The sequence below is a fragment of the Bacillus sp. LQ16 genome (genome assembly GCF_057784645.1).
Window position 1 is genome coordinate 2003088 of record NZ_CM173491.1, and the last position, 22919, is coordinate 2026006.

Below are 22919 nucleotides of genomic sequence, written 5' to 3' on the forward strand. Positions count from 1 at the left end.
GTTTTATGAGAGTGGACATGTATCATACGAAAGTATTAAAGGCGCTCGAATCAGAAGATTACATTTCAGTACGAAGAAGAGTGCTACGTCAATTAGTAGAATCGTTAATTTATGAGGGGATTATTACACCGGTTCGCATAGAAAAAGAAGAACAAATTCTTTTTATAATACAAGGACTTGATGAAGAAGACAAAAGTGTCACGTACAAATGCTATGGCAGGGAACGGATGACATTTGGACGTATTTCTTTAGACTCATTAATAGTAAGAGTCCAAGATGAACAGCAAGAAATACAATCTGTCTCGCAATTTCTAGAAGAAGTTTTTCGGGTTGCTAGTATAGAACAAGCTAAATTAGATTCTTTTATGCACGAATTAGAACAAACAATATTTAAAGACACGATTGCACAATATGAAAGAAATAATAAGAAAGAATATACTCAAAAATCTTACGATGAGTTTGAAAGCCATTTAATAGACGGCCATCCATATCACCCTAGTTATAAAGCACGTGTTGGATTTCAATATCGTGACAATTTTCAATATGGATATGAATTTATGCAGCCAATAAAACTCATATGGATTGCAGCGCATAAGAATTATGCGACTGTAGGTTATGAGAATGAAGTGATGTATAACGACCTTTTAAAAGAGGAGATTGGCGATCGTAAATTAGAAGAGTTTATGGAACGAATTCGTAATAGGGGATGTTATCCAAAACAGTACGTGTTTATACCTGTTCACCCATGGCAGTGGGAGAATTTCATCATTTCAAATTATGGGGATCATATACAGGGTAATTTTATTATTTATTTAGGAACATCAGAGGACGATTATTGCGCGCAACAGTCAATGAGAACGTTAAGAAATATTACGAGTCCAAAGAAACCGTACGTTAAATTATCGATGAATTTACTCAACACTTCAACACTCCGTACACTGAAACCATACTCTGTTGTGAGTGCACCAGCAATATCAAATTGGTTAAATGATGTTGTAAGTAATGACGCTTATTTAATGGATGAAGCACGTTTAATCTTGTTAAGCGAGTTTTCAAGTGTAACTTATGACACGAATAAGAAAGCTATATATGGTTCATTAGGATGTATTTGGCGCGAAAGCATTCATAAGTATTTAGATGCACAAGAGGATGCAATTCCTTTTAATGGTTTATACGCTAAAGAGAAAGATGGTACACCAATTATTGATGCGTGGTTGAACAAATATGGAATGAAGGATTGGCTACAATTACTTATTCAAAAAGCGATAATACCAGTTATACATCTTGTTGTAGAGCATGGTATCGCACTGGAATCACATGGACAAAATATGATTCTAGTCCATAAAGAAGGGGTGCCTGTTCGTATTGCGTTAAAGGATTTTCATGAAGGGCTTGAGTTTTATCGTCCATATTTGAAAGAAGTTGACAAATGTCCCGACTTTACTAAAATGCATAAAACATATGCGAATGGAAAAATGAATGATTTCTTTGAAATGGATCGCATCGAATGTTTGCAAGAGATGGTGTTAGATGCACTTTTCCTGTTTAATTTAGGAGAATTAGCATTCGTACTTGCGGATGAATATGGATTGAAAGAAGAACATTTTTGGATGATGGTTGTTGAAGAAATTGAAGATCATTTAAGAATATATCCACATTTGAAAGGTAGATTTGAAAATATTCAATTATATGCACCTACATTCTATGCTGAACAATTAACGAAACGTCGATTATATATGGATGTGGAATCGCTTGTTCATGAAGTTCCAAATCCATTGTATAGAGTAAGACAACTTATGAAACAAAAATCAGTTGTTACAGGAGGAAATTATGTTAATTGTTAATAAACAAGAGTATAGCAAAAGTGATTTTAATTTGAGATTACAAGTTTATGAGGAAATGGAACAATTTCAAGAAGCAGAAGGAAATAGATTTGCACTTTGTCTGAAAGATCCATTCGATATTATTACGCTTGTGTTTTTCTTAAAAGAAAAGAAATCATCAGTATTACTTATACATGAAGATACGCCAAAAGAAACGGCTATTGAAATGGCAAAGCGTGCAAATTGTGTAGGGATTTTATATGGAGAATATGGCGATTTTACAAAATTAGAAGTAGGGAACTTTTTACTAGAAGAGCCTTCTTTATTGCAATATAGTTCGGGAACTACGGGAGAACCGAAACTGATTCGTAGAGCATGGATGGAAGTTGATACAGAAATTACTGCCTATAATGAAGCTTTAAACTGTGAAGTAGATGAAGTGCCAATCGTTATGGCTCCTGTTTCACATTCATACGGACTAATATGTGGTACGTTATCCGCAATTACGAGGGGGAGCAAACCTATAATTATTACGAACAAAAATCCTAAATTCGCATTAAATATAGTTCGCAATACAGAAAAACATATCATATATGCAGTACCACTTATGTTACACATTATGGGGAGTTTTCCATTAGGAACGTTCCAGTTTCATAAAATTATGACATCAGGATCGCCTTTGCCAGAAGCACTATTTTATAAACTAAAAGAAATGACAACATATATGATGCAGCAATACGGTTGTTCTGAAGCAGGTTGTATTAGTATATGTCATGATATGAAGAGCCATTTAGATTTAGGAAACCCTCTACCTCATGCGAGTATAAGCATAGGTTCAGATGAAAATGCACCGGAAGAAATCGTCGTGAAAATGAATGATAAGGAAATCTTCACGAAAGATTTAGGGTATAAATCTGAGCGTGGCATTCATTTTATGGGGCGTATGGACGATGTAATTAATGTTTCGGGATTAAAAGTCTTTCCTATAGAGGTAGAAGAAACGATGCTTCGATTGGAAGGTGTTCAAGAGGCAATTGTATATCGAGGGAAACATCCTGTCATGGGCGAAATAGTTAAAGCGAAAGTGATCTCTCATGTTGATCCAGTACAAATAAGAGAATGGTGTATTCAGCACTTACCTTCTTATAAAGTTCCCCATGAAATTGAAAGTGTAAATGAAATTCCTAAAAATAAAACTGGAAAAGTAAGTAGAAAGTTACTAGAGATGGGAGAGGTTACAACATGAGACGGGAAGCGTTAAAGAATGCCGTGTTAAAAATTATGATAGAAAAAATGGAACTGAAAAATGTAACGCATTTAGAAGAAACGATGCGCTTAAATCAAGATTTATATATAGATTCGGTAATGATGTTACAGCTTATTGTATACATAGAAATGGATGTAAAGCTATGCGTTCCAGAGGATGAGGTAGACCCAAAGGCATTTCTTACTGTAGGATCTTTGCTTGATTTTATGGAAGAGTTAGAGCCGTTACAGGAAGTAAATGTGAATAACTAACCTTTAGGAAAGTGGATGAGAGTATGACTTCAATTAAAGTGCACTGTTTAGTGAGTTGTTTTTGTGAAATTATAAAAAGGCGTAGCGACATTGATTTTCGTCCATTTTATTTTGGACTATGGGATGGAGATTTTGATATAACACAAGGCGGAATTATTTCATATCACTCTGAAAACATTAACCATGATCATTATTTAATTTGGTTTGAAAAATTGTACGGTATTAAAGTAAACGAATGGTATGATCATGCAAAAGATAAAGATAGCAATGTAGAAACGTTTTTAGAATTAGTAGAAAACAAGCCGGAAAATCGTTATGTCATTGTAATGGTTGATATGTCTCTATTACCAGAGAGGGAAAATAAATTTCATCAAAAACCGTTTCCACATTATTTAATGATATCAAAAACAGAGAAAGAAGAAGAGTGGTTCATGCTAGATCCTGATTTTCGTTGGGAAGGAAATATGGAAAGAGAAAAAGTACTTCACTCTATTCAAGATAACCCATTTGGTGGAGGTTATTTCATTGATATAGAAGGAATTGGGGAGCCAACGCAAGAAACAGTAGCTAGTTATTTCACAGAAACATTCAAAAAGAACGACAATGAACTGACTATGGAACTGAAAAATTTAATTGTAAAAATGGCAAATGAGGAAGAAGGATATGCGCTTTCTGGTCTTGTAGCAGCAGTAAAACAAATACCAGTACTTGCAATTCGTAAATATAGTTATGAGCATGCCTTTGCATACTTCCGTGAAACGTTGCAATATTCGGAGCAAGAATTTGATTATTGGTGTGATCGGGTAGAGGATATTGTACAAGGATTTACAAATGTACAGTATCGTGCAATTAAAATGGCAATGACGAATAATAAAGGTATGCTAGTATCGATTATTGAAAAACTGGATGAAATGAATGCAATTGAACTGCAAATTAAGAAGGAATTAGAGAGACAGTTTCTATCATGGAAAGGTATGAAAACAAATCAGTCTGTCGCAACTTTTTAATAAGCTAACTGAATTTAAGATAGGGGAGTTTAATGCTATGAAATATTCGCTATGTACCATTTCATTTCGTCATCAATTAATTTCATTTACTGATATTGTTCAATTTGCATATGAAAACGGTTTTGAAGGAATTGAATTGTGGGGGACTCATGCACAAAATTTGTATATACAAGAACGCGAAACGACAGAACGAGAATTGACTTTTCTAAAGGATAAAAATTTAGAAATTACGATGATAAGTGATTACTTAGATATATCATTATCAGCAGATTTTGAAAAAACGATAGAGAAAAGTGAACAACTTGTAGTACTAGCTAATTGGTTTAATACGAATAAAATTCGCACGTTTGCTGGGCAAAAAGGGAGCAAGGACTTCTCGGAACAAGAGAGAAAAGAGTATGTAAAGCGAATACGTAAGATTTGTGATGTGTTTGCTCAGCACAATATGTATGTGCTGTTAGAAACACATCCCAATACACTAACAGACACATTGCCTTCTACTATAGAACTATTAGAAGAAGTAAATCATCCGAATTTAAAAATAAATCTTGATTTTCTTCATATATGGGAGTCTGGCGCAGATCCAATAGACAGTTTCCATCGATTAAAGCCGTGGACACTACATTACCATTTTAAGAATATATCTTCAGCGGATTATTTGCATGTGTTTGAACCTAATAATGTATATGCTGCAGCAGGAAGTCGTATTGGTATGGTTCCGTTATTTGAAGGTATTGTAAATTATGATGAGATTATTCAGGAAGTGAGAGGTACGGATCTTTTTGCTTCCTTAGAATGGTTTGGACATAATGCAAAAGAGATATTAAAAGAAGAAATGAAAGTATTAATAAATAGAAAATTAGAAGTAGTAACTTCGTAATGTGAAATGATGTGAGAGTCTCGTTTTAGAGGCTCTTTTTTATGGTAAAAAATAACCAAAAATTTCCATGTATTTTAATTTGAATTTAACACAATTTATATATAAATAAGGAGGTGATTGGTAATGGCTAGAAATCGTAATTCTAATCAATTAGCATCACATGGAGCACAAGCAGCTTTAGATCAAATGAAATATGAAATTGCACAAGAGTTTGGTGTACAACTTGGCGCTGATACTTCTTCACGTGCAAACGGTTCTGTAGGCGGTGAAATTACAAAACGCCTTGTAGCGATGGCAGAACAACAACTTGGTGGCGGATATACTCGCTAATTGTAGAAGGTTATAGGAGAAAGGAAGGATTCTTCCTTTCTTTTTTTTTCAATTAATTGGTATGGATATATTGTGAACTGGATTCAAAGAATAGGAATAATACTATAATTTCCCCAATTTCTTTTGTTGTGAATGGGAAGTAGTAAAGATGTAATAGCCCTGGTGGAATGAAAAGTTACGTTCCAGCGGGGCTATTATATGGTAAGAAATATATGATGAAAGGTTTCGAAGCCAACATGTTAAAAAAAGAAAACTGTTGTTTAATTGCGCTTGCATCAGTTCCACTTGTTATGACATTAGGGAATTCAATGCTCATCCCAATTCTGCCGACTATTGAAAAGAAATTACATATTTCATCGTTTCAAGTATCCATGATTATTACAATTTACTCTATCGTAGCCATTCTACTTATACCGATTGCTGGTTATTTATCAGATAGATGGGGACGAAAGATGGTAATGGTTCCGAGTTTGCTGATTGCAGCTATAGGAGGAGCGATAACTGGTTGGGTATCTTGGAAAGTTGATAATCCCTACAATTGGATATTGATTGGTAGAGCGATTCAAGGTATTGGTGCTGCTGGTGCAATGCCAGTTGTTATACCGTGTGTTGGTGATTTATACAAAGACGAAAAACAAGTTAGTACAGGTTTAGGAATCATAGAAACATCTAATACATTTGGGAAAGTGCTGAGCCCTATTTTAGGGTCTGCTCTTGCTGCCATTGTATGGTTCTTACCATTTTGGGCGATTCCAGTTTTATGTGTCGTAGCAATTGTTTTATTGCTGGTATTAGTAAAGGCAAAAAAACAAGAAGGGGAAGTACCGCCACTAAAAGAGTTTATTCGATCTATTATCTCTACGTTTCGAGAAAAGGGAAGATGGTTAATTGCCATTTTTGCATTAGGTGCAATTATTATGCTTATTTTATTCGGAATTCTCTTTTATTTGTCGACTATACTGGAATCAAAGTATGACATTCATGGTATATGGAAAGGGTGTGTGCTTGCTATCCCGTTACTTGTACTGTCACTTAGTTCCTATATGGCCGGTAAAAAAATTGGAGATAATCAAAATGTTATGAAGAAGTGTATTTATATTGGTTTTTTAATGGCAGCTGCATCAGTCATCATTCCTTTATTTATAAAAGGGATTTACTTACTACTTCTTTGTCTCGTTATTATGGGGATAGGAATTGGTATGGCACTCCCATGTTTAGATGCTCTCATTACACAAGGGATTGAAAAGGAGCAAAGGGGAACGGTTACGTCCTTTTATAGTTCAATGCGATTTATCGGTGTAGCAGCTGGACCACCTTTATATTCTTTTTTTATGAAAGGGGCGGACCATGAAGTGTTTTATTTGACAAGTATTTTCGCTGCCATTGGTGCTGTTATAGCAATCATTTGGATTAAACCAGCAAAAGATGCAAAGACGGTAAAACAGAAACCGGAACCTACTTCATAATTTGAAAGAGAATTGCATGATGTTTTCAGTAACATGCAATTCTCTTTCGTTCATTAAGAATAAATAACTTGTTTTAACATATAAAGCGCGACACCCCATATGATGAGACCAGAAAATTTATTTAATAATAAGATTGTCTTTCCGGTTGAGTCTAGTCTTTTTAGAAATTTCCCCGCTAAAGCTAAGCTTATAAACCAAATCCAAGAAACGATAATAGTTGCAAGTGTAAAAGCCCATTTTTCACTTCCTATGTATTGAATAGAATTTGTTCCAATTACACCGATTGTGTCTAAAATTGCATGTGGATTTAATAACGAAACTGATGCTGCGAAAAGGATTTGCTTTTTTAAGGGCATACTTTTTTCTTGTTTTACATCGTTGGAAGGGTTACTTCTCCAAATAACAAAGCCCATATATAGGAGAAAGAAAAATCCAATTATATATAACGAGTTAGTTAGCCAAGAAAAAGTAAGGAGTACAAGGGAGACACCTTGCACCGCAATCAATATGAGTAACGTATCACATATAGAGGCAGTTAATACTACAGGGGCTGCCCTCCAAATGTTTGGTTGGCTAGCGCCTTGGTTAAAGACAAAAACATTTTGTACACCTAATGGAATGATAAGTCCAAATGCAAGAATGATACCATGAATAATTGCTTCACTCATCATATTACCTCCTATTTTAATTCATTATGATAGTGTATATTGTATAGAAGAAATGAAAATTTGTATCCATCCATATGGTTGGGGAGGTTACCAACCAAAAAGAATATAAGGTGATATGATGGAAAGATTCGTTTGGAAACCGAATATGTCTCTAGCGACGCCGCTGTATAAACAAATAGAAACGTATATAAAAGAAAGGATTGTTAATGGAGAATGGACCGTTGGAACAAAATTACCTTCACAAAGAGATTTGGCCCATACATTTGGTGTGAATCGAAGCACAATTGTAATGGCTTTCGATGAACTAGTTGCGAAGGGATATATTGAAGGGAATGGCAGGAAAGGAACAATTGTTGTAAATAATAATGAGAATGCTTCAACTTACGCACCCCCGCCTAATTGGCAGTCTTATGTAGAAACAGGAGTTCATTATCCGAATCTCCCAGCTATTCAAGAGATTAATCAAGCTGAATTTTATCCACATGTAATTCGGTTAGGAACAGGTGAGCTCGCGCCGAGTCTCTTACCTGAGAAAAAGATGAAAGAAATTATGAATAAGCTTTTAAAGTCAAATGTGACGCTTGGGTATGAAGAGCCGAAAGGAAATCTGTATTTAAGGGAAAAGATTTCCGAATACTTAAAGGAGCATGGCGTATATGTATCTCCTGCCTCTATATTAATTGTTTCAGGAGCAATTCAAGCGTTGCAACTTATTTCTATGGGGCTGCTTTCGAAAGGGGCATCAATCTTATTAGAGAAACCATCCTATTTATATTCGCTTAATGTTTTTCAATCAGCAGGAGTACGTTTAATTGGAATCCCCATGGATGAGAGCGGGTTACATACATCATATATTAAGAAATATAAGAAGCAGTTCAATGCCTCTATTTTATATACAATCCCGTCTTTTCATAATCCGACGAATTTTAGTATGAATACTAAGAAGCGAAAAGAAATAATGGAAGTATGTAATGAAATTGGATTACCTATTATAGAGGACGCAGTGTATCAAGACTTATGGTTTGATGTACCTAGTTCGAAACCTTTAAAAGCCTATGATAAAAATGGAATTGTACTACATATTGGAAGCATGTCCAAAGTAATTAGTCCAGGTTTAAGAATTGGATGGATTGTTGGACCCGAGCCAGTAATTCAAAGATTGTCAGACATAAAAATGCAAACAGATTATGGTTCAAGCACTATATCTCAGCAAATTGCAGCAGAGTGGTTTACAAATGGTCTATATGATGAGCATTTGCGATTTGTAAGAAGTGAATTGAAAAAACGAAGAGATTTTATGTTACTAATGTTAGATAAATATCTTCGTGAAATAGCAACTTGGCATGAACCAACAGGCGGGTTTTATATATGGGTACATATAAAAATACCCATTTCATATCGCAGTTTATTTGATAAAGCTCTGCAAGAAAAGGTTTTATTAAACCCAGGTACTTTATATGATAGAAGTGCAAATCAATTTTTGCGCCTATCGTATTCATACGCAACGTTAGAAGAAATTGAAATAGGTATAAAAAAACTTGCACAACTAATGAAAAAGTAAGAGGAGAAAGTAATGAAACAATATGTAATTTGCCAAATGATCAATGGAGAAAAATATTTAGCTGCTTATGCGGAGACGAAGCAAGAGGCGATTGAAAAAGCAGAACTGTTAGGATTAAGAACGGGAAATCGTTACATAGTTATAACTGCAGAAGAAGCCGAAGGCTTAACGTATCCTTAAACAATGTATGAGATTATATAGGAAGTAAATAAGTCTAGTAATATAAGAATTTACTAGGCTTATTTACTATTAAGTTGTTAAACGTTCTCGTATTTATACGCAAAGTAATAATATTATGAGTCAAGTTGACGAAAAAATCGATTTGTCTTTCGGTCTTGATTTCCTTTTCTATACTCATCAATATATTGCCTAAAGTTCCAAGCTTGTAAAAATTTATTAGCAGAGTTATAACCAGAATTGTAAAGCCAGTCTTTTTCTTCCTTCGTCAGTTCAAAATTAGTACTTGTAATCGTTCCTGTTGGAATTGTAATCGTTCTTGCTTTTGATTCCTTATCTAAATGACGTAAATCATGAGCTTGCATCATTGTTTTAAATAGTCCTTTGAACATAGAAATAGGCTCGTTATAGTGAGCAGGGTCAGCTTGAATCTCATCTTTTACAAAATGAAATCCGAAAGTCGGCCAGCGAGGAGCGGTAGGTGAATCGAAGATCCAAATTGGATAATTACTTAGAATTCCTCCGTCAACCATATAACAAGGCTGCTTCCATTTTGGAGTTCTCCATTTTACGGGTTCAAAGAAGAAGGGGATTGTACTACTCATTCTTACCGCTTTAGCGATAGAGAAGCGATAATTTAAAAATCCATAGTTTGGTAAGTCGTCAGGAAAGACAACCATTTTACCATTACTAATATCAGAAGCGATGATTTTGAGTTTGTTTAGATCCGGTAAATCAGTAAATAAATGAACACCTTTTTTTCGAAGTAATTCTTCAATCCATTCTTCTATAAATACATTAGAGTATATACCTAGAGTAGTCCATGCACTTAGTCCTTTTCCGATAAAGGGGATTTTGTCAATAAAGGTTTTCTTCGTAAATTTGTTATAATCGATATCAGTTATAATGGTTTTTAGCTCTGAACAAGAATATCCTGCAGCTAAAAGTGCCGCGATAATTGCACCAGCTGATGTTCCAGCTACACGTTCCCATTCATAACCTTTTTCGGCTAACGCGCAAATTGCCCCAACATGCGCAATACCGCGCACACCGCCTCCTTCAAAAACACCATCAATCTTCATTAAACATACTTCCTTTCAAATAAAAGATTTGGAAATGGCAAAAAAGCACGTATTGTACGTGCTTTTTTACAATGGTTTTTAAGTTTACTAGCAGCCTACAAAGCCGCCCCAACAGCTAGCTCCGATGATGATTAGAAGGATGAATAAAACGATTAATAAAGCGAAACCTCCGTAACCACAACCACCACAGCTACCGCCGTAACCGTAACCGCCGCAACTATATCCGTAACCCATGTGGAATTCCTCCTTATATTAAAAATAAAAATGAACGAGGGGAAAATGTACTGGAAGAACTAAAGAACTATCGTGTTTGTAGGAACAATGTATAGTATGCTTTTTTAAACTTGTTCGCGTACGAAGGATAAGCCCGTTTTTTGGAGGCTTGTTGATTTTGTAAAGAATGAAGTATAATCTTTGTACTATGATATAAATAAGTATGTAAATGTAAGGAGAATTTATGAATAAAAAAATTGAAGTATTAATTGATAAATATGAACTAACACACTTGAAAGAGGAACTTATTAATACTGTATTTCCTTGTATAAAAGTTGTGCCAAAGCAGCAGGAAACTGTTGCGATAGGTAGTTCGAAAATGGGAGGAGTTCCTGATTTACCAGCTTTATTTGAATATCCAAAGCATAAAGGAAATCCACTACAATTTATCGCGCAATTTAACTTAAGTGATTTACAAAACGTTGGTATGGATCACAATCTTCCTAAGACGGGGATGCTGTATTTCTTTTGCATTGAAAATTATTTTGAAGAAAATGTGAATCTAACAGAAGCTGGGCGTGTACTTTATTATGATGTTCCTGTAGAGCAATTACGAAGAGAAAATGAAATACAAGCGAAATATAACCAGTGTGCAATTACTTTTGAACTGACATACAAATTACCAGAACTTTTCATTGAAGATGAGGCTGATTCAGATCGTTTCTTGCAATTACTTGAAGAGCTAATTCCAGATAACTACGATAACCATCAAATGTTTGGTGAGCCATTCTCTGTACAAGAAGAAGTGTTATATGAGACAGGAGAATATATGGGAGTAGACCCGCAGCAAATGACTCTTTTATTCCAAATTGATTCAGATCATAAAAATTGTAATATGGTTTGGGGAGAACTAGGGATGCTATATTTCTGTATTAGTAATGAAGATTTGAAAAATCAACGTTTTGAAAATACATGCTGTGTATTACAAACATGCTAATGAAAAAAGGTTGTTCTTTTAAAAAGAACAACCTTTTTATGTGAATTAGTTAATATGCATAATCTCATATGACCTATACGAAAAAGTATTGTATACTCTGAAACTATACGATACTTTTTCGTATAGTTATAGAATATAAGGAGTGACAAGATGGGAAAGACAAGTAAGTATGTGACAGCTGCCGCACTTTGTTCAACTATAGTAATGGGAGGCTTACAAGCGTCATCTGTATCTTATGCAGCTACAAATCCGACTACGGTGACAGCACAATCAGATGTAAAGTTATTAGATGATTTCAGAAAAGAATTAAAAAAACAGATTGATAATCGAGAAGAAAATATTACAATCACATATAAAACAAAAGATAGAAATGCTAGAAATATTATGGATCAATTGTATGGTGAGTTTAATAAAATTGTAGATGCTGATGAGTATGTAAAATATAATGTAGCGTCTACTAGATATTCTATTAAAGGAATGCCAGGGGACTATACGTTTACACTGCAAGTAAAATACCGTGAATCAAAAGAACAAACTCAATATGTAAAAGCTCAGGCGAAATCAATTGTTGGATCAATTGTAAAACCAGGGATGGATGAGCATGAGAAAGTAAAAGCTATTCACGATTACGTTGTGAAGCATGTGTCTTATGATACGTCTTATCAAGCGTATACAGCATATGAAGCATTAGCGAATCGTTCTGCCGTTTGCCAAGGATATACATTATTAACGTATGAGTTGTTAAAAGAGGCAGGTATTCAAAATCATATTGTAACAGGCACAGGAAATGGACAAGCTCACGCGTGGAATTTAGTGAACATTGAAAACAAATGGTATCACCTAGATACTACATTTGATGATCCAGTACCAGATAAAGCAGGGCGTGTAACTTACTCATATTTTAATATGTCTGACGAACAGTTAAGTAAAGATCATGAATGGGATCGTAGCAAATATCCAGCGGCAACTACAAGTTATTTTGGTGAATTAACAAATAAAATAAAAGCTGGTAGCTCAAAAACTGTTGTATATGAGCAGATGTTAAAAGAAACAAATTTACAATACTTATCTGCAGAATACGGAGCAGAAAATTATAATGAATTTAAGCAAAAGTTGCAGCAACAGTTTGCAGCCAAACCAGAAAAAGTAGAAGTACGATATAAGCAGTCCATGGATGGAACGATGCAAGATATAAAGAAAGTATTAAATGAAATAAATTGGCCAAAAGGTGCAAAGCGTGTGTCTTATCAAGTAGCACCTTATAGTGCATTGGCTGGTTATTCATTGGCGACAATTACATTTACGTATTAAGCAATGAGAAAGAGCATCTGTAAAAGATGCTCTTTTTATATTTGTTGATCACTTTAAAATATTGGAAATTATGTGATAAAATAAAAAGGAGAGGATGTGAATGCTGAATGAACTTGTTCGAAAGTAATATTTTCACATTGATATATACTTGTTTAGTAATCGGACTTATCGTTTTGTTTTTCATATCATTTACTTTGTTTATTAGAAGAGTATTACAAAGCAGCGTTGCAAAGAAACACCACGTGATTAATATGAACCAGAAGCTAGATCGAATTATTGAATTGCTTGAAAAAGATAAGAAATAGCGATAGAAGAAGTATGAAAAGGGGAAAGAGAATGGCGAATTATATAAAAGAATTACGTGAAAAAGTAGGACATGATTATGTTTTCTTAAACTTTGCCGGTGGTTGTGTATTTAATAAAGAAGGAGAAGTATTACTGCAAAAAAGAGGAGACTTTAACGCTTGGGGCTTTCCAGGTGGCGCAATGGAGATAGGAGAATCGGCTGCGGAAACTGCAATCCGAGAAATAAAAGAAGAAACCGGGTATGATGTAGAAATAAATGAGCTTATTGGAGTGTATACAAAATATTTTCAATCATATCCAAATGGAGACAAGGCACAGTCAATTGTGATGTGTTTTTCATGCTCAATAGTTGGGGGCGACAAAAAAGTAGATGGTGATGAAACGTTGGATTTGAAGTTTTTCCCGTTAGACGACATGCCACCGTTATTTTGTAAACAGCATGAAGATTGCCTGCAAGATTTATTGGAGAAAAGAGTAGGGGTATATCGTTAACATATAAAAAAGAAGCTAAATGAGATTAGCTTCTTTTTTATGTTTTATTTCCACCAATCATCAAACATTGACGCTGGTACTTGTCTTTTATGCTCACTCACTGTGTAACGTTTTTCAATTTTCTCTGCAACGTCAGCTGGAACTGCTTTACCTTCTAAATAATCATCTAATTGATCATAAGTAATACCTAACTCTGTTTCGTCAGCTTGACCTGGTTTTTCATCTAATAAATCAGCTGTTGGCATTTTTAAGTAAAGTCGCTCGTCTGCACCTAACTCTTGTAATAATGCACGTCCTTGGCGCTTCGTTAATCCCGTTAATGGTAATAAATCTGCACCACCATCTCCGAATTTTGTAAAGAACCCTGTTACAGCTTCTGCAGCGTGATCTGTTCCGATAACAAGAAGCCCTTTTTGTCCACCAATTGCATATTGAGTAACCATACGGATACGTGCTTTCACGTTACCTTTATTGAAATCTGTTAATGATTCACCCAATAAGTTTTCATATTGATTTGAAAAAGCATCAACAGTTGAAGCAATATCAAATGCAACAGATTGATCTGCTTGAATGAATTGTAATGCTAATTGTGCATCATTTTCATCTTTTTGTACTTTATAAGGAAGACGTACGGCGATAAACGTTACATTACCACCTTCGTTACGAATTTCTTCAACTGCAAGTTGTGCTAAGCGTCCTGCTAATGTAGAGTCTTGGCCGCCGCTAATACCAAGTACAAATCCTTTTGCACCTGTTTTTTTTACATAATCTTTTAAGAAATCAACTCGTTTACGAATTTCAACTTTTGGATCAATTACAGGTTGAACATGTAATGCTTTCATAATCTGTTCTTGTAATGTCATTATGTTTTCCTCCTATTCATATTAAAGCGGTAAATAAGTTTATATGTATAATGGTACATACTTCTATCCTTTATTATTTCGCAAAACTAACGAATATACAATAGGATGTGTGTATGAATACGAATGTAGTCATTATAAATAAAGTACTACGTATAAGCAATTTTTTTAAACCTTTCAAAACTGTAAGGTTTTTGTCATTTGAATCGATGGAAGGTATTTCCGTACTTTACTAATATAAAAACATAGTTAGTAGAAAGAAGGGCGGAGAAGTAATATGAACATTAGAGAACTCGCATATCGGAATGTAACGCGAAATAGACGGACATACTCAGCCTATTTTTTGAGTAGTGCATTTGCTATTATGGCCTTTTTTGTGTATTCATTTTTTGCGTTTCATCCGGCATTAAGTGCAGGAGAATTGGGTCAGTACGTATTCGTAAGTATGTCTTTTGCACAGTCTATTATTTACTTATTTACATTCTTCTTTATTTTATATTCGATGGGAATGTTTTTAAAAACGAGAAAGCGTGAGCTAGGAATTTTAATGATGCTAGGTATGACGAAATATCAATTAAAGCGTCTTATCTTTTTTGAAAATATTATGATTGGAATAGGGGCAATTATTTTTGGTATTCTTTCAGGTATGTTATTTTCAGGGGTATTACTATTTGTCGCCCCGATGATATTAAAACTAGATATCTCCTTATCCTATTACATACCGATGAAAGCAATTGTTGTAACAAGTATTATGTTTTTCATATTATTTATGATCATATCATTGTTTAGTGCAGGAATGATTCGTAAAAATAAAATTATGAAGTTGTTTAGAGGGTCAGCAGAGGCAAAACCAGAACCGAAAGCATCAATCATTTCTTCAATATTAGCAGTAGTATTGCTTAGTGCTGGCTATATAGGAGCTCTTCTATCGCATGGTGCAATGGTATTTATTATGATGATTCCTGTTACAACGGTAGTTATTATTGGGACGTATTTGTTGTACAAGCAGCTGAGTGTCTTTATTATTCGATTATGTAAAAAAAGTAAACGTTTCTATTGGACACAGACTAATATTATTACGTTATCAGATTTAGCGTATCGCATGAGAGATAACGCAAGAATGTTCTTTATTGTAACCATTATTTCTACTGTAGCATTTTCCGCAATAGGGACATTAGTCGGCTTCGCATCCATGACGAAAGGGATAATGGAGAGACCAATTGCGTTTCATTACCATTCTAAGCAAGGGAATAGTAACGAATCACAACATATACAAATGATTGACAAAGGATTAAAGAAACATAATATAGCAGCTTCAAAAACTAATATTTCGACAAAGAAAACGGAGGAACAGTCGTTAAGAAGCGCCACTTTTATAAAAGAATCAGATTATAAGGAATATGCAAAGTTAACAGGAGAACCATTTAATACTGTAGCCAATAAAGAGATTGTATTTTTGTCAGCTGATATACCAGGGCCAGCGATGAAAGAAAGAAAAGAAATTACTTTACCCAATATGAATGAAAGTTTAAAGGTGAAAAAAGTTACTTCATCTTCATTGGGGAAAATATTAAGAGGAAATGTTTATGTAATCTCTAATAATCAATATGATTCATTACAAGATGGATTTATAGAGACAAAAGATTATATGTATAAAACTGAAAGAACGAAAGATGAGATTGAAATTGGTAAAGAGCTTACTCATCAAATTAAACCGTATCAAGAACAGTCAACGTTTAGTGCGGAAGAGTACGAACAAAACCAAAGTTTACAAATTGCAGGACCGATTTTATTTGTAGGTTTCTTTATTGGTATAGTATTTTTCGTTTGCGCAGGAAGTTTCCTTTACTTCCGTTTATTCTCCGATTTGGAGGATGATGTTCGCTTGTTCGAAATGATTCGAAAAGTTGGATTGACGAGTGGGGAATTATCGAAGGTAGTTACAATTCGATTGGCGCTTTTATTCTTCGTTCCAATTGGTGTTGCAACATTACATGGGGCAGTAGCCTTAACTGCGTTAGGGCAAATGTTTGAGTACTCATTGTTTAAAGAAAATACAGTTGTATTAAGTATTTTCATAGGTATTCAAATTGTATACTTCTTACTTATAAGATCCCGTTATGTAAAACAATTGAAAGAGAGATTACGTATGCATTAAATGTGTTTTTTTAACTCGAGTACAAAATTTTCTAAAAAGAGGCAAGTATTGCCAAAAAGTGATAAAATGGAAAAAGCGAGGTGAAAAAATTAATATAGAGTAAGGGGGGAGAAATATGAAAGCAACAGGAGTTATTCGAAAAGTAGACGAATTAGGACGAATTGTTATCCCTAAAGAATTACGCGATGTATTGGGAATACAAATCAAATCACCGCTTGAAATTTTTGTAGAAGCAGATAAAATCATTCTACAAAAATATCAACCTTACAATGCTTGCCAAATCACAGGTGATGTTTCAGAACAGAACATATCATTAGCAAATGGAAATATTACTGTTGGGATAGAGGGAGCGGAATATTTAGTAAAAGAAATAGAAAAGTTTTTAAACAAGAGTGAGGTTTAGTCTTAATTTATATTATTTTTCCAATTACATATCATTCTTTTAAAAGACTGTAAGAGGACCATTAATTGGTTCTCTTATTTTGGTTAGTAGTTGAACGACATGGGGGGTTACTTCCTACAAATCATAGGGAAAATAAAAAAGTAGTATAGAGTTAGTAAATGATGTTGAGAAATATTTGAAAAGAAGGAAAACAAAAAGAATAAAACGAATGTTACATTTACACGTATTCAAAAGTGGTCTGAAATGAAAATAATACATTTTCAGGAGGGATTACGATGAGTAGTACAGTGAATAAACAAAAAGGTATACAATTGATTCCGTTTACCGTAAATAAGGTGGTAGAACAAGTAAATGAAATTCCACCAGGTGTACAAATGATTCACGCTCCGCAAGTATGGGAAAAGAGTGTGAAGGGGCAAGATGTAGTCGTTGCCGTATTAGATACAGGGTGTGATACTAATCATATAGATTTAAAAGATCGTATTATCGACGGAAGAAATTTCACAAAAGATTATGAAGCTGATCCAAATGTGTATCTTGATAATAACGGACATGGTACTCATGTAGCGGGGACGATTGCCGCGACTGAAAATGGTGTCGGTGTATTAGGAGTTGCACCACTTGCTAAAATGTTAGTATTAAAAGTTTTAGCGGGAGATGGTTCTGGAAGTTATGAGCAAATTATTGAGGCAATTCATTATGCTGTAAATTGGAGAGGGCCGAATCAAGAGAAAGTGAGAATTATTTCAATGTCACTTGGTGGTCCGCAAGATGTTCCAGAATTACATGAAGCAATTCAAAATGCGGTAAAGCAGGATGTTCTCGTTGTATGTGCTGCTGGAAATAATGGAGATTGCGATGATGAAACAGAGGAATTAGATTTCCCAGGTGCTTACTCTGAGGTAATTGAAGTTGGTGCTGTTAATTTAGAGCGGAAGATTGCATGTTTTAGTAATTCAAATCAAGAAATTGATCTAGTAGCGCCAGGTGATGAAATATTATCTACGTATCCAGATGGGAAATATGCTGTGTTAAGTGGAACTTCCATGGCGACGCCGCATATTGCTGGGGCGCTCGCCTTGCTCATTAAACAGTGTGAGAAAGAATACGGTCGAAAGTTATCAGAGCCGGAAATATATGCACAACTTATTAAAAGAACTGTACCTTTAGGGTACGAACGTACATCTGAAGGGAATGGATTAATAGATTTATTAAAAGAATAGCCATATTAAAAAACATCTCATATGAATATGAGATGTTTTTTAATATGGCTTTGTCGCATGTAATACAACTTGTAACAAACCTGGGAATCTAGCATTTAAATCTTCTTCACGAATTGAAATGAAACGTTGTGTTCCTTCAAGGCGCGTGTACATAACACCTGACTCACGTAAAACTTTGAAATGGTGAGATAAAGTTGATTTCGCAATAGGGATGTTTAAAGCACCACAAGATTGTTCACTTTTCTCTAGTAACATATTTACAATTTGTAAACGAATTTGATCGCTAAGTGCATATAAGACAGAAGAAAATTGAATTTCTTCTCGATTTGGATGATAGAGTGTACGCATATTTCACCTACTTGTATAAGTTAAGATATTTGCACTATAACATATAGAGTGGTATATTTCTATTGTTCGAAAATATTCGAACAATAGAAATATAGGGGGAGAAAAAATGAAGTATACAAAATTGCAAAAGGCAGGATTAAATATTTCAAAGTTGGGTTTAGGTACAAATGCAGTAGGGGGACATAATTTATATGCTGATGTGAATGAAGAAGAAGGAAAGCGATTAGTAGAAGAAGCTATTCAGCAAAGGATTACATTTTTTGATACAGCAGATTCATATGGTTTCGGTAGATCAGAGGAATTAGTAGGAGAAGTATTAAAGGGAAAACGTCATGAGTTTATACTTGCTACAAAAGGTGGAATTCAACCGTTGTTAAATGGAGAAACTTATATTAACAATGAACCAAGTTATTTAAGAAATGCTGTGGAGAATAGCTTAAGAAGATTACAGACTGATTATATTGATTTATATTATTTACATTTTACAAATCCTGAAACAAGTTACATAGATTCAATCGGAGAGCTTACTCGTTTAAAAGAAGAAGGGAAAATTCGTTCAATTGGAATATCGAACGTAAACATAGAACAATTAAAAGAAGCGAACCAACATGGTCATATAGATGTTGTACAATCTCCGTACAATGTGTTAGAACGTACGGCTGAGGAAGAACTGTTGCCGTATTGTATAGAAGCGGGTATTTCATTTATTCCATATGGGCCTCTTGCTTTTGGAATATTAGGCGGAAAATATACAGAAGATTTTAAATTGAACGAAGTTGATTGGCGCCAAAATGTAAATCTATTTGAAGAAAATACATATAAGAGTAATTTTAAGAAAGTGGAAAAGTTAAAAGGGTTAGCGAAAGAAAATGATATTGAAGTGTCTCATTTAGCGTTAGCATGGTTATTAAATAAAGAAGGAATTGATACAGTTATACCTGGTGGAAAGCGGGCAGAGCAAATAAGAGAAAGTGTGAAAGCGGTAGACGTTTCATTGAATGAAAGAGTCATGAAAGAAATCCAATCTATTTTAGAAGATTAGTGAAACAGAGGGATAGTACCCTCTGTTTATATAAGGAGAAGGTCTAAATGAATAGAGTACTAGCTGTATTTTTCACGATAATGTTTATGATCGGTACAGACACTTTCTTAATTTCACCACTGTTGCCGACATTACAACAGGTGTATCATGTTTCAACCGAGTTGTCAGGATGGATGGTGAGTTCGTATGCTTTAGGGTATGCTGGATTTGCGCTTATTGCTGGTCCTATATCAGATGGATTAAACAGAAAAAAAGTGATGGTACTAGGTATGAGTTTTTTTGCAATAAGTACGTTTTTGTGTGGAATTGCACCGAGTTTTTTATGGATGCTAACATTTAGATTTTTAGCAGGTGTAAGTGCAGCTTTTGTATCTCCACAAGTGTGGGCATCCATTCCGCTCCTTATAGAGAAAAAGCAAATTGTGAAAGCAATTGGGGTTGCAACAGCAGGGTTATCAATCTCTCAAATTTTAGGGCTGCCACTGGGAGCTTATTTAGCAACGATACATTATACAATCCCATTCTATTTCATTGGTATATTATCAGCACTACTTGTTATTCTTATTTATGTTGTATTACCAGAAATACAGTCGGTTCATATAGGTGGAAATAAAAAAGTGATTTTACAGCGTTATAAACAATTACTTACAGATTCAAAGGTTTCACTTTCTTATTTTGCATACTTTGTTTTTCAAACCGGAAATTTTGCTGCATTTTCATTTTTTGGTGTATGGCTTTCCATTCAATTTGGCTTACAGGTTCATGAAGTAGGTACGGCTATGCTTGTACTAGGATTAGGAAATTTAGCTGGTAATATTTTTGGCCCTAGACTTGTAAATAAAATTGGATACAATCTTTCTTTCTATGGTGGAATTGTATTTACGGCAGTGTTATATGTAATACTTCCCTATTTAAAGAATCTTATTTTTGTTGAATTCTTTTTCTTTGTTTTATTTTTTGTGACAGGAATTTTGTTTGTATTAATGATGGGACATTTACAAAACATGTCTACTATAGCACGGGGAACAGGTGCTGCCCTTGCTAACGCCTCGATGTACATTGGCCAAATGATTGGTGCGGTAATAGCAGGAATGTTATTTGCAACATCTCACAATTTTATACTAGTAGGTAGCTTTACAGCGTTATTATATGTTGTAGCTTTATTTCTGTTTAGAAAAGGTGAAAACATTAGTAAAGATAATGAAAAAGGAATTGCATCATAAAGTTTTAGTAAATCAAAAAACAATTTTTCAGGATAAGTTAAAAAGGTGCTTTTTGATTGCATAGTTGCTGTATTTTTAATAATTCGTCGTTGAGCTGTATGATTGAAAAGGATTTGTAATAAAATTATGGGAAAATAAAAAACCCCTATATAGATAGGGGTTTATATATCGGCATATAGCTCCTCGGAAAAGGATATACCTAGTTTAACATATAGGAGTACTTATAATTGTGAAATAGATGTGAAAGTAATGTGAAAAATGTTGTAATAAAAAGCACTGTTTTAGCTAATGTAGCTAAAACAGTGCTTTTCTCTTTGATTGAACAGTTGCAGCATTTTCATCATGTATACCTGCATCTTTAATAATTCGTTGTTTTGCTTTATTTAATAGATGGTTTACTGCTTCACCAAAATAGTTAGCTTCGCTTTTTGTGCGGGCTTCTCGTAAACATTTATAGTTTTCTAGCAGTTCCTCTTTTTCGGAGTTTGTTAAGAAATCTTCTATTTTCTTTTTTGTCATACGAAACACCCTTTCTCCTGACAAACGACGCAATAGAAAATATTTATTTCTCATTATAACAATAATTTTAAAAGAAAGTATACACTAACGTCGCAATAATTTGTCAATTTCTTGAATCTTCTCATCAGCTTTCCCAATTTGCGTATTTTTAGCCTGTTCGCCACCAAGAGCTTGATGTAGTAAGAAAGTTTGACCGGAAATAGCAGTTACAATGGATACTTTTATAATTTCTTTTATTGCGGTGACATCGAATAAAACGAGTCCAAGAAGTGCAGCTAGGCTACCGGTAAAAACATCAGTTAAAAATCCAAAGTGAAAAAAAGTTTTCAAACGGCGTGGAAGCAATAACTTACCTTGGTTATTGATTAGATGGGAAACGAAGCCAGTAATGCCACCAACGAGAACAGCGGTTAGCCATTGATACATTTCCATCGAATCCACTCCTTTTAGTGAATAAGATTCGATTATTTTATATTGATTCCTTTTAATATTTCATATAAGCATATTGAGAAAGTTTGTTTGGGTATATTTTGTATTCAATTTAATTATAACAGAAAATTTCGATAGATTTCAGTCTATTATATGAATCATTTTTACAATAATATGAATGCAGAAAGGGGTGCGTCATATGAATATAGATTATCGAATAAGAAGTGTAGATGGTTATACAAAAAAAATAGGGGAATTAGTAAGCATGCTTGAGCATACGAGAGCTGTAACATTAGGCGAAGTAAAAAATTTATCAGTTGAGCAATTAGATTTAATTATGCAGAGCAGCGGAAATTCAATTGGCGCCTTATTAAAGCATATAGCAGCTATTGAAAAAGTTCATCAGCTTATTTCATTTCAAGATCGTGAATTTACAAAAGAAGAATTAGAAATATGGGAAGATGCATTGTATTTAGGGGAAGCAGGTAGAGCGATCTGTGGTCATGAAATACAGTATTATGTACAACTTCTACAAAGTGTTCGAGAAGAATCTCTGAAGTATTTAAGTGAACAAGGTAATGAGTGGCTCATGTCAGAAAGAAAGTGGCCTAACGGTGTAGTATATAACCAGCACTATCTTTGGTTTCATGTGCTAGAAGATGAAATTAGTCACCGAGGACAAATTAGAATGCTCAAAAACGAGTTATTTGAAAATTACGTTAAATGATGTAGCTTTTTATAGGAGAATTCCATATAATGAGAGTAATTAAAATAAGAACGGGGTGATGTATTATGGCGAAAATAACTTATATGAATAATAAACCAAATACAAAGGTGGATGGAAAGGGCGAAACGATATAAGTGAGCGCACTATCCTTCCACT

Annotated in this window: 26 protein-coding genes; 19 read left to right on the forward strand and 7 right to left on the reverse strand. The window is 34.3% G+C overall.

What is annotated here, in order from left to right:
- Positions 1 to 5 precede the first annotated feature (5 nt).
- The 7 genes from AC3EMB_RS10045 (at position 6) to bcbE (ending at position 7024) form a co-directional block, all read left to right on the forward strand.
- Complete coding sequence (locus AC3EMB_RS10045; protein ID WP_488517668.1) at positions 6 to 1844, forward strand: IucA/IucC family protein; 1839 nt, start codon at positions 6 to 8, stop codon at positions 1842 to 1844.
- Positions 1831 to 3069, forward strand: coding sequence for an AMP-binding protein (locus AC3EMB_RS10050; protein WP_095691050.1), 1239 nt, complete (start codon positions 1831 to 1833; stop codon positions 3067 to 3069). Before AC3EMB_RS10045 ends, AC3EMB_RS10050 begins: the two co-directional genes overlap by 14 nt.
- Complete coding sequence (gene asbD, locus AC3EMB_RS10055) at positions 3066 to 3341, forward strand: petrobactin biosynthesis protein AsbD (RefSeq protein WP_001250560.1); 276 nt, start codon at positions 3066 to 3068, stop codon at positions 3339 to 3341. The genes AC3EMB_RS10050 and asbD overlap by 4 nt, the downstream gene beginning before the upstream one ends.
- 23 nt (positions 3342 to 3364) lie before the next feature.
- Positions 3365 to 4348: a DUF6005 family protein gene (locus tag AC3EMB_RS10060; RefSeq protein WP_141241087.1), complete on the forward strand. Its 984-nt coding sequence runs from the start codon at positions 3365 to 3367 to the stop codon at positions 4346 to 4348.
- A gap of 37 nt (positions 4349 to 4385) precedes the next feature.
- Positions 4386 to 5228 carry a sugar phosphate isomerase/epimerase family protein gene (locus AC3EMB_RS10065; protein WP_000877670.1) on the forward strand — a complete coding sequence of 281 codons (843 nt, stop codon included), beginning with the start codon at positions 4386 to 4388 and terminating at the stop codon, positions 5226 to 5228.
- Positions 5229 to 5351: 123 nt separating this feature from the next.
- Positions 5352 to 5558, forward strand: coding sequence for an alpha/beta-type small acid-soluble spore protein (locus AC3EMB_RS10070; protein ID WP_000113545.1), 207 nt, complete (start codon positions 5352 to 5354; stop codon positions 5556 to 5558).
- A 236-nt stretch (positions 5559 to 5794) separates the two neighbouring features.
- A complete protein-coding gene (gene bcbE, locus AC3EMB_RS10075; RefSeq protein WP_488517777.1) occupies positions 5795 to 7024 on the forward strand; it encodes a bacillibactin exporter BcbE in 1230 nt (409 codons plus the stop codon).
- A gap of 53 nt (positions 7025 to 7077) precedes the next feature.
- Here the strand turns inward: bcbE and AC3EMB_RS10080 are convergent, their stop codons facing one another.
- On the reverse strand, positions 7078 to 7692 hold the full coding sequence (locus AC3EMB_RS10080; protein WP_001287303.1) for a LysE/ArgO family amino acid transporter: 615 nt from the start codon (positions 7690 to 7692) through the stop codon (positions 7078 to 7080).
- A gap of 118 nt (positions 7693 to 7810) precedes the next feature.
- Between AC3EMB_RS10080 and AC3EMB_RS10085 the strand changes: the two genes are divergently transcribed.
- Positions 7811 to 9253 carry an aminotransferase-like domain-containing protein gene (locus AC3EMB_RS10085; protein ID WP_454500456.1) on the forward strand — a complete coding sequence of 481 codons (1443 nt, stop codon included), beginning with the start codon at positions 7811 to 7813 and terminating at the stop codon, positions 9251 to 9253.
- A gap of 12 nt (positions 9254 to 9265) precedes the next feature.
- Positions 9266 to 9433: a DUF3933 family protein gene (locus tag AC3EMB_RS10090; protein WP_000816389.1), complete on the forward strand. Its 168-nt coding sequence runs from the start codon at positions 9266 to 9268 to the stop codon at positions 9431 to 9433.
- Positions 9434 to 9546: 113 nt separating this feature from the next.
- Here the strand turns inward: AC3EMB_RS10090 and AC3EMB_RS10095 are convergent, their stop codons facing one another.
- Both AC3EMB_RS10095 and AC3EMB_RS10100 read right to left on the reverse strand, forming a co-directional pair.
- Positions 9547 to 10512 carry a patatin-like phospholipase family protein gene (locus AC3EMB_RS10095; RefSeq protein ID WP_000686789.1) on the reverse strand — a complete coding sequence of 322 codons (966 nt, stop codon included), beginning with the start codon at positions 10510 to 10512 and terminating at the stop codon, positions 9547 to 9549.
- 87 nt (positions 10513 to 10599) lie between these two features.
- The gene (locus tag AC3EMB_RS10100) at positions 10600 to 10746 is read right to left on the reverse strand and encodes a YjcZ family sporulation protein (RefSeq protein WP_000540425.1); all 147 of its coding nucleotides are present in this window, start codon (positions 10744 to 10746) and stop codon (positions 10600 to 10602) included.
- Positions 10747 to 10969: 223 nt separating this feature from the next.
- On the opposite strand from AC3EMB_RS10100, the gene AC3EMB_RS10105 reads away from it, so the two are divergent.
- The 4 genes from AC3EMB_RS10105 (at position 10970) to AC3EMB_RS10120 (ending at position 13831) form a co-directional block, all read left to right on the forward strand.
- Positions 10970 to 11722 carry a YwqG family protein gene (locus AC3EMB_RS10105; protein WP_001034838.1) on the forward strand — a complete coding sequence of 251 codons (753 nt, stop codon included), beginning with the start codon at positions 10970 to 10972 and terminating at the stop codon, positions 11720 to 11722.
- A gap of 150 nt (positions 11723 to 11872) precedes the next feature.
- A complete protein-coding gene (locus tag AC3EMB_RS10110; RefSeq protein WP_000520865.1) occupies positions 11873 to 13033 on the forward strand; it encodes a transglutaminase domain-containing protein in 1161 nt (386 codons plus the stop codon).
- A gap of 107 nt (positions 13034 to 13140) precedes the next feature.
- Positions 13141 to 13338, forward strand: a complete 198-nt coding sequence (locus AC3EMB_RS10115; protein ID WP_001048104.1) for a DUF4083 domain-containing protein — start codon at positions 13141 to 13143, stop codon at positions 13336 to 13338.
- A gap of 31 nt (positions 13339 to 13369) precedes the next feature.
- The gene (locus AC3EMB_RS10120) at positions 13370 to 13831 is read left to right on the forward strand and encodes an NUDIX hydrolase (protein WP_000024996.1); all 462 of its coding nucleotides are present in this window, start codon (positions 13370 to 13372) and stop codon (positions 13829 to 13831) included.
- A 44-nt stretch (positions 13832 to 13875) separates the two neighbouring features.
- On the opposite strand, the gene nadE is transcribed toward AC3EMB_RS10120, so the two are convergent.
- Positions 13876 to 14694 carry an NAD(+) synthase gene (nadE, locus tag AC3EMB_RS10125; protein ID WP_088025274.1) on the reverse strand — a complete coding sequence of 273 codons (819 nt, stop codon included), beginning with the start codon at positions 14692 to 14694 and terminating at the stop codon, positions 13876 to 13878.
- 274 nt (positions 14695 to 14968) lie between these two features.
- Between nadE and AC3EMB_RS10130 the strand changes: the two genes are divergently transcribed.
- The 3 genes from AC3EMB_RS10130 to AC3EMB_RS10140 all read left to right on the forward strand — a co-directional run bounded on the left by AC3EMB_RS10130 (position 14969) and on the right by AC3EMB_RS10140 (position 18475).
- A complete protein-coding gene (locus tag AC3EMB_RS10130; protein WP_075719450.1) occupies positions 14969 to 16849 on the forward strand; it encodes an FtsX-like permease family protein in 1881 nt (626 codons plus the stop codon).
- 115 nt (positions 16850 to 16964) lie between these two features.
- On the forward strand, positions 16965 to 17252 hold the full coding sequence (locus AC3EMB_RS10135) for an AbrB/MazE/SpoVT family DNA-binding domain-containing protein (RefSeq protein WP_000648324.1): 288 nt from the start codon (positions 16965 to 16967) through the stop codon (positions 17250 to 17252).
- A 275-nt stretch (positions 17253 to 17527) separates the two neighbouring features.
- Positions 17528 to 18475, forward strand: a complete 948-nt coding sequence (locus tag AC3EMB_RS10140; protein WP_053564709.1) for a serine protease — start codon at positions 17528 to 17530, stop codon at positions 18473 to 18475.
- Positions 18476 to 18514: 39 nt separating this feature from the next.
- On the opposite strand, the gene AC3EMB_RS10145 is transcribed toward AC3EMB_RS10140, so the two are convergent.
- On the reverse strand, positions 18515 to 18823 hold the full coding sequence (locus AC3EMB_RS10145; RefSeq protein WP_053564708.1) for an ArsR/SmtB family transcription factor: 309 nt from the start codon (positions 18821 to 18823) through the stop codon (positions 18515 to 18517).
- 106 nt (positions 18824 to 18929) lie between these two features.
- Between AC3EMB_RS10145 and AC3EMB_RS10150 the strand changes: the two genes are divergently transcribed.
- Positions 18930 to 19865 carry an aldo/keto reductase gene (locus AC3EMB_RS10150; RefSeq protein WP_053564707.1) on the forward strand — a complete coding sequence of 312 codons (936 nt, stop codon included), beginning with the start codon at positions 18930 to 18932 and terminating at the stop codon, positions 19863 to 19865.
- A gap of 47 nt (positions 19866 to 19912) precedes the next feature.
- On the forward strand, positions 19913 to 21088 hold the full coding sequence (locus AC3EMB_RS10155; protein ID WP_061661205.1) for an MFS transporter: 1176 nt from the start codon (positions 19913 to 19915) through the stop codon (positions 21086 to 21088).
- A 294-nt stretch (positions 21089 to 21382) separates the two neighbouring features.
- Here AC3EMB_RS10155 and AC3EMB_RS10160 read toward each other — a convergent pair whose 3' ends face one another.
- Both AC3EMB_RS10160 and AC3EMB_RS10165 read right to left on the reverse strand, forming a co-directional pair.
- On the reverse strand, positions 21383 to 21607 hold the full coding sequence (locus AC3EMB_RS10160; RefSeq protein WP_000162602.1) for a hypothetical protein: 225 nt from the start codon (positions 21605 to 21607) through the stop codon (positions 21383 to 21385).
- Positions 21608 to 21691: 84 nt separating this feature from the next.
- On the reverse strand, positions 21692 to 22039 hold the full coding sequence (locus tag AC3EMB_RS10165) for a DUF4257 domain-containing protein (protein ID WP_000426321.1): 348 nt from the start codon (positions 22037 to 22039) through the stop codon (positions 21692 to 21694).
- Between the two features lie 196 nt (positions 22040 to 22235).
- Between AC3EMB_RS10165 and AC3EMB_RS10170 the strand changes: the two genes are divergently transcribed.
- Entirely contained in the window at positions 22236 to 22763 is a 528-nt protein-coding gene (locus AC3EMB_RS10170) for a DinB family protein (protein ID WP_069355449.1), read from the forward strand.
- Positions 22764 to 22919 lie beyond the last annotated feature (156 nt).

Excerpts from the sequence above, each read along its gene's own strand:
- AC3EMB_RS10045 (WP_488517668.1), top strand. The coding sequence starts at position 6 with ATGAGAGTGGACATGTATCATACGAAAGTATTAAAGGCGCTCGAATCA.
- AC3EMB_RS10050 (WP_095691050.1), top strand. The coding sequence starts at position 1,831 with ATGTTAATTGTTAATAAACAAGAGTATAGCAAAAGTGATTTTAATTTG.
- asbD (WP_001250560.1), top strand. The coding sequence starts at position 3,066 with ATGAGACGGGAAGCGTTAAAGAATGCCGTGTTAAAAATTATGATAGAA.
- AC3EMB_RS10060 (WP_141241087.1), top strand. The coding sequence starts at position 3,365 with ATGACTTCAATTAAAGTGCACTGTTTAGTGAGTTGTTTTTGTGAAATT.
- AC3EMB_RS10065 (WP_000877670.1), top strand. The coding sequence starts at position 4,386 with ATGAAATATTCGCTATGTACCATTTCATTTCGTCATCAATTAATTTCA.
- AC3EMB_RS10070 (WP_000113545.1), top strand. The coding sequence starts at position 5,352 with ATGGCTAGAAATCGTAATTCTAATCAATTAGCATCACATGGAGCACAA.
- bcbE (WP_488517777.1), top strand. The coding sequence starts at position 5,795 with ATGTTAAAAAAAGAAAACTGTTGTTTAATTGCGCTTGCATCAGTTCCA.
- AC3EMB_RS10080 (WP_001287303.1), bottom strand. The coding sequence starts at position 7,692 with ATGAGTGAAGCAATTATTCATGGTATCATTCTTGCATTTGGACTTATC.
- AC3EMB_RS10085 (WP_454500456.1), top strand. The coding sequence starts at position 7,811 with ATGGAAAGATTCGTTTGGAAACCGAATATGTCTCTAGCGACGCCGCTG.
- AC3EMB_RS10090 (WP_000816389.1), top strand. The coding sequence starts at position 9,266 with ATGAAACAATATGTAATTTGCCAAATGATCAATGGAGAAAAATATTTA.
- AC3EMB_RS10095 (WP_000686789.1), bottom strand. The coding sequence starts at position 10,512 with ATGAAGATTGATGGTGTTTTTGAAGGAGGCGGTGTGCGCGGTATTGCG.
- AC3EMB_RS10100 (WP_000540425.1), bottom strand. The coding sequence starts at position 10,746 with ATGGGTTACGGATATAGTTGCGGCGGTTACGGTTACGGCGGTAGCTGT.
- AC3EMB_RS10105 (WP_001034838.1), top strand. The coding sequence starts at position 10,970 with ATGAATAAAAAAATTGAAGTATTAATTGATAAATATGAACTAACACAC.
- AC3EMB_RS10110 (WP_000520865.1), top strand. The coding sequence starts at position 11,873 with ATGGGAAAGACAAGTAAGTATGTGACAGCTGCCGCACTTTGTTCAACT.
- AC3EMB_RS10115 (WP_001048104.1), top strand. The coding sequence starts at position 13,141 with ATGAACTTGTTCGAAAGTAATATTTTCACATTGATATATACTTGTTTA.
- AC3EMB_RS10120 (WP_000024996.1), top strand. The coding sequence starts at position 13,370 with ATGGCGAATTATATAAAAGAATTACGTGAAAAAGTAGGACATGATTAT.
- nadE (WP_088025274.1), bottom strand. The coding sequence starts at position 14,694 with ATGACATTACAAGAACAGATTATGAAAGCATTACATGTTCAACCTGTA.
- AC3EMB_RS10130 (WP_075719450.1), top strand. The coding sequence starts at position 14,969 with ATGAACATTAGAGAACTCGCATATCGGAATGTAACGCGAAATAGACGG.
- AC3EMB_RS10135 (WP_000648324.1), top strand. The coding sequence starts at position 16,965 with ATGAAAGCAACAGGAGTTATTCGAAAAGTAGACGAATTAGGACGAATT.
- AC3EMB_RS10140 (WP_053564709.1), top strand. The coding sequence starts at position 17,528 with ATGAGTAGTACAGTGAATAAACAAAAAGGTATACAATTGATTCCGTTT.
- AC3EMB_RS10145 (WP_053564708.1), bottom strand. The coding sequence starts at position 18,823 with ATGCGTACACTCTATCATCCAAATCGAGAAGAAATTCAATTTTCTTCT.
- AC3EMB_RS10150 (WP_053564707.1), top strand. The coding sequence starts at position 18,930 with ATGAAGTATACAAAATTGCAAAAGGCAGGATTAAATATTTCAAAGTTG.
- AC3EMB_RS10155 (WP_061661205.1), top strand. The coding sequence starts at position 19,913 with ATGAATAGAGTACTAGCTGTATTTTTCACGATAATGTTTATGATCGGT.
- AC3EMB_RS10160 (WP_000162602.1), bottom strand. The coding sequence starts at position 21,607 with ATGACAAAAAAGAAAATAGAAGATTTCTTAACAAACTCCGAAAAAGAG.
- AC3EMB_RS10165 (WP_000426321.1), bottom strand. The coding sequence starts at position 22,039 with ATGGAAATGTATCAATGGCTAACCGCTGTTCTCGTTGGTGGCATTACT.
- AC3EMB_RS10170 (WP_069355449.1), top strand. The coding sequence starts at position 22,236 with ATGAATATAGATTATCGAATAAGAAGTGTAGATGGTTATACAAAAAAA.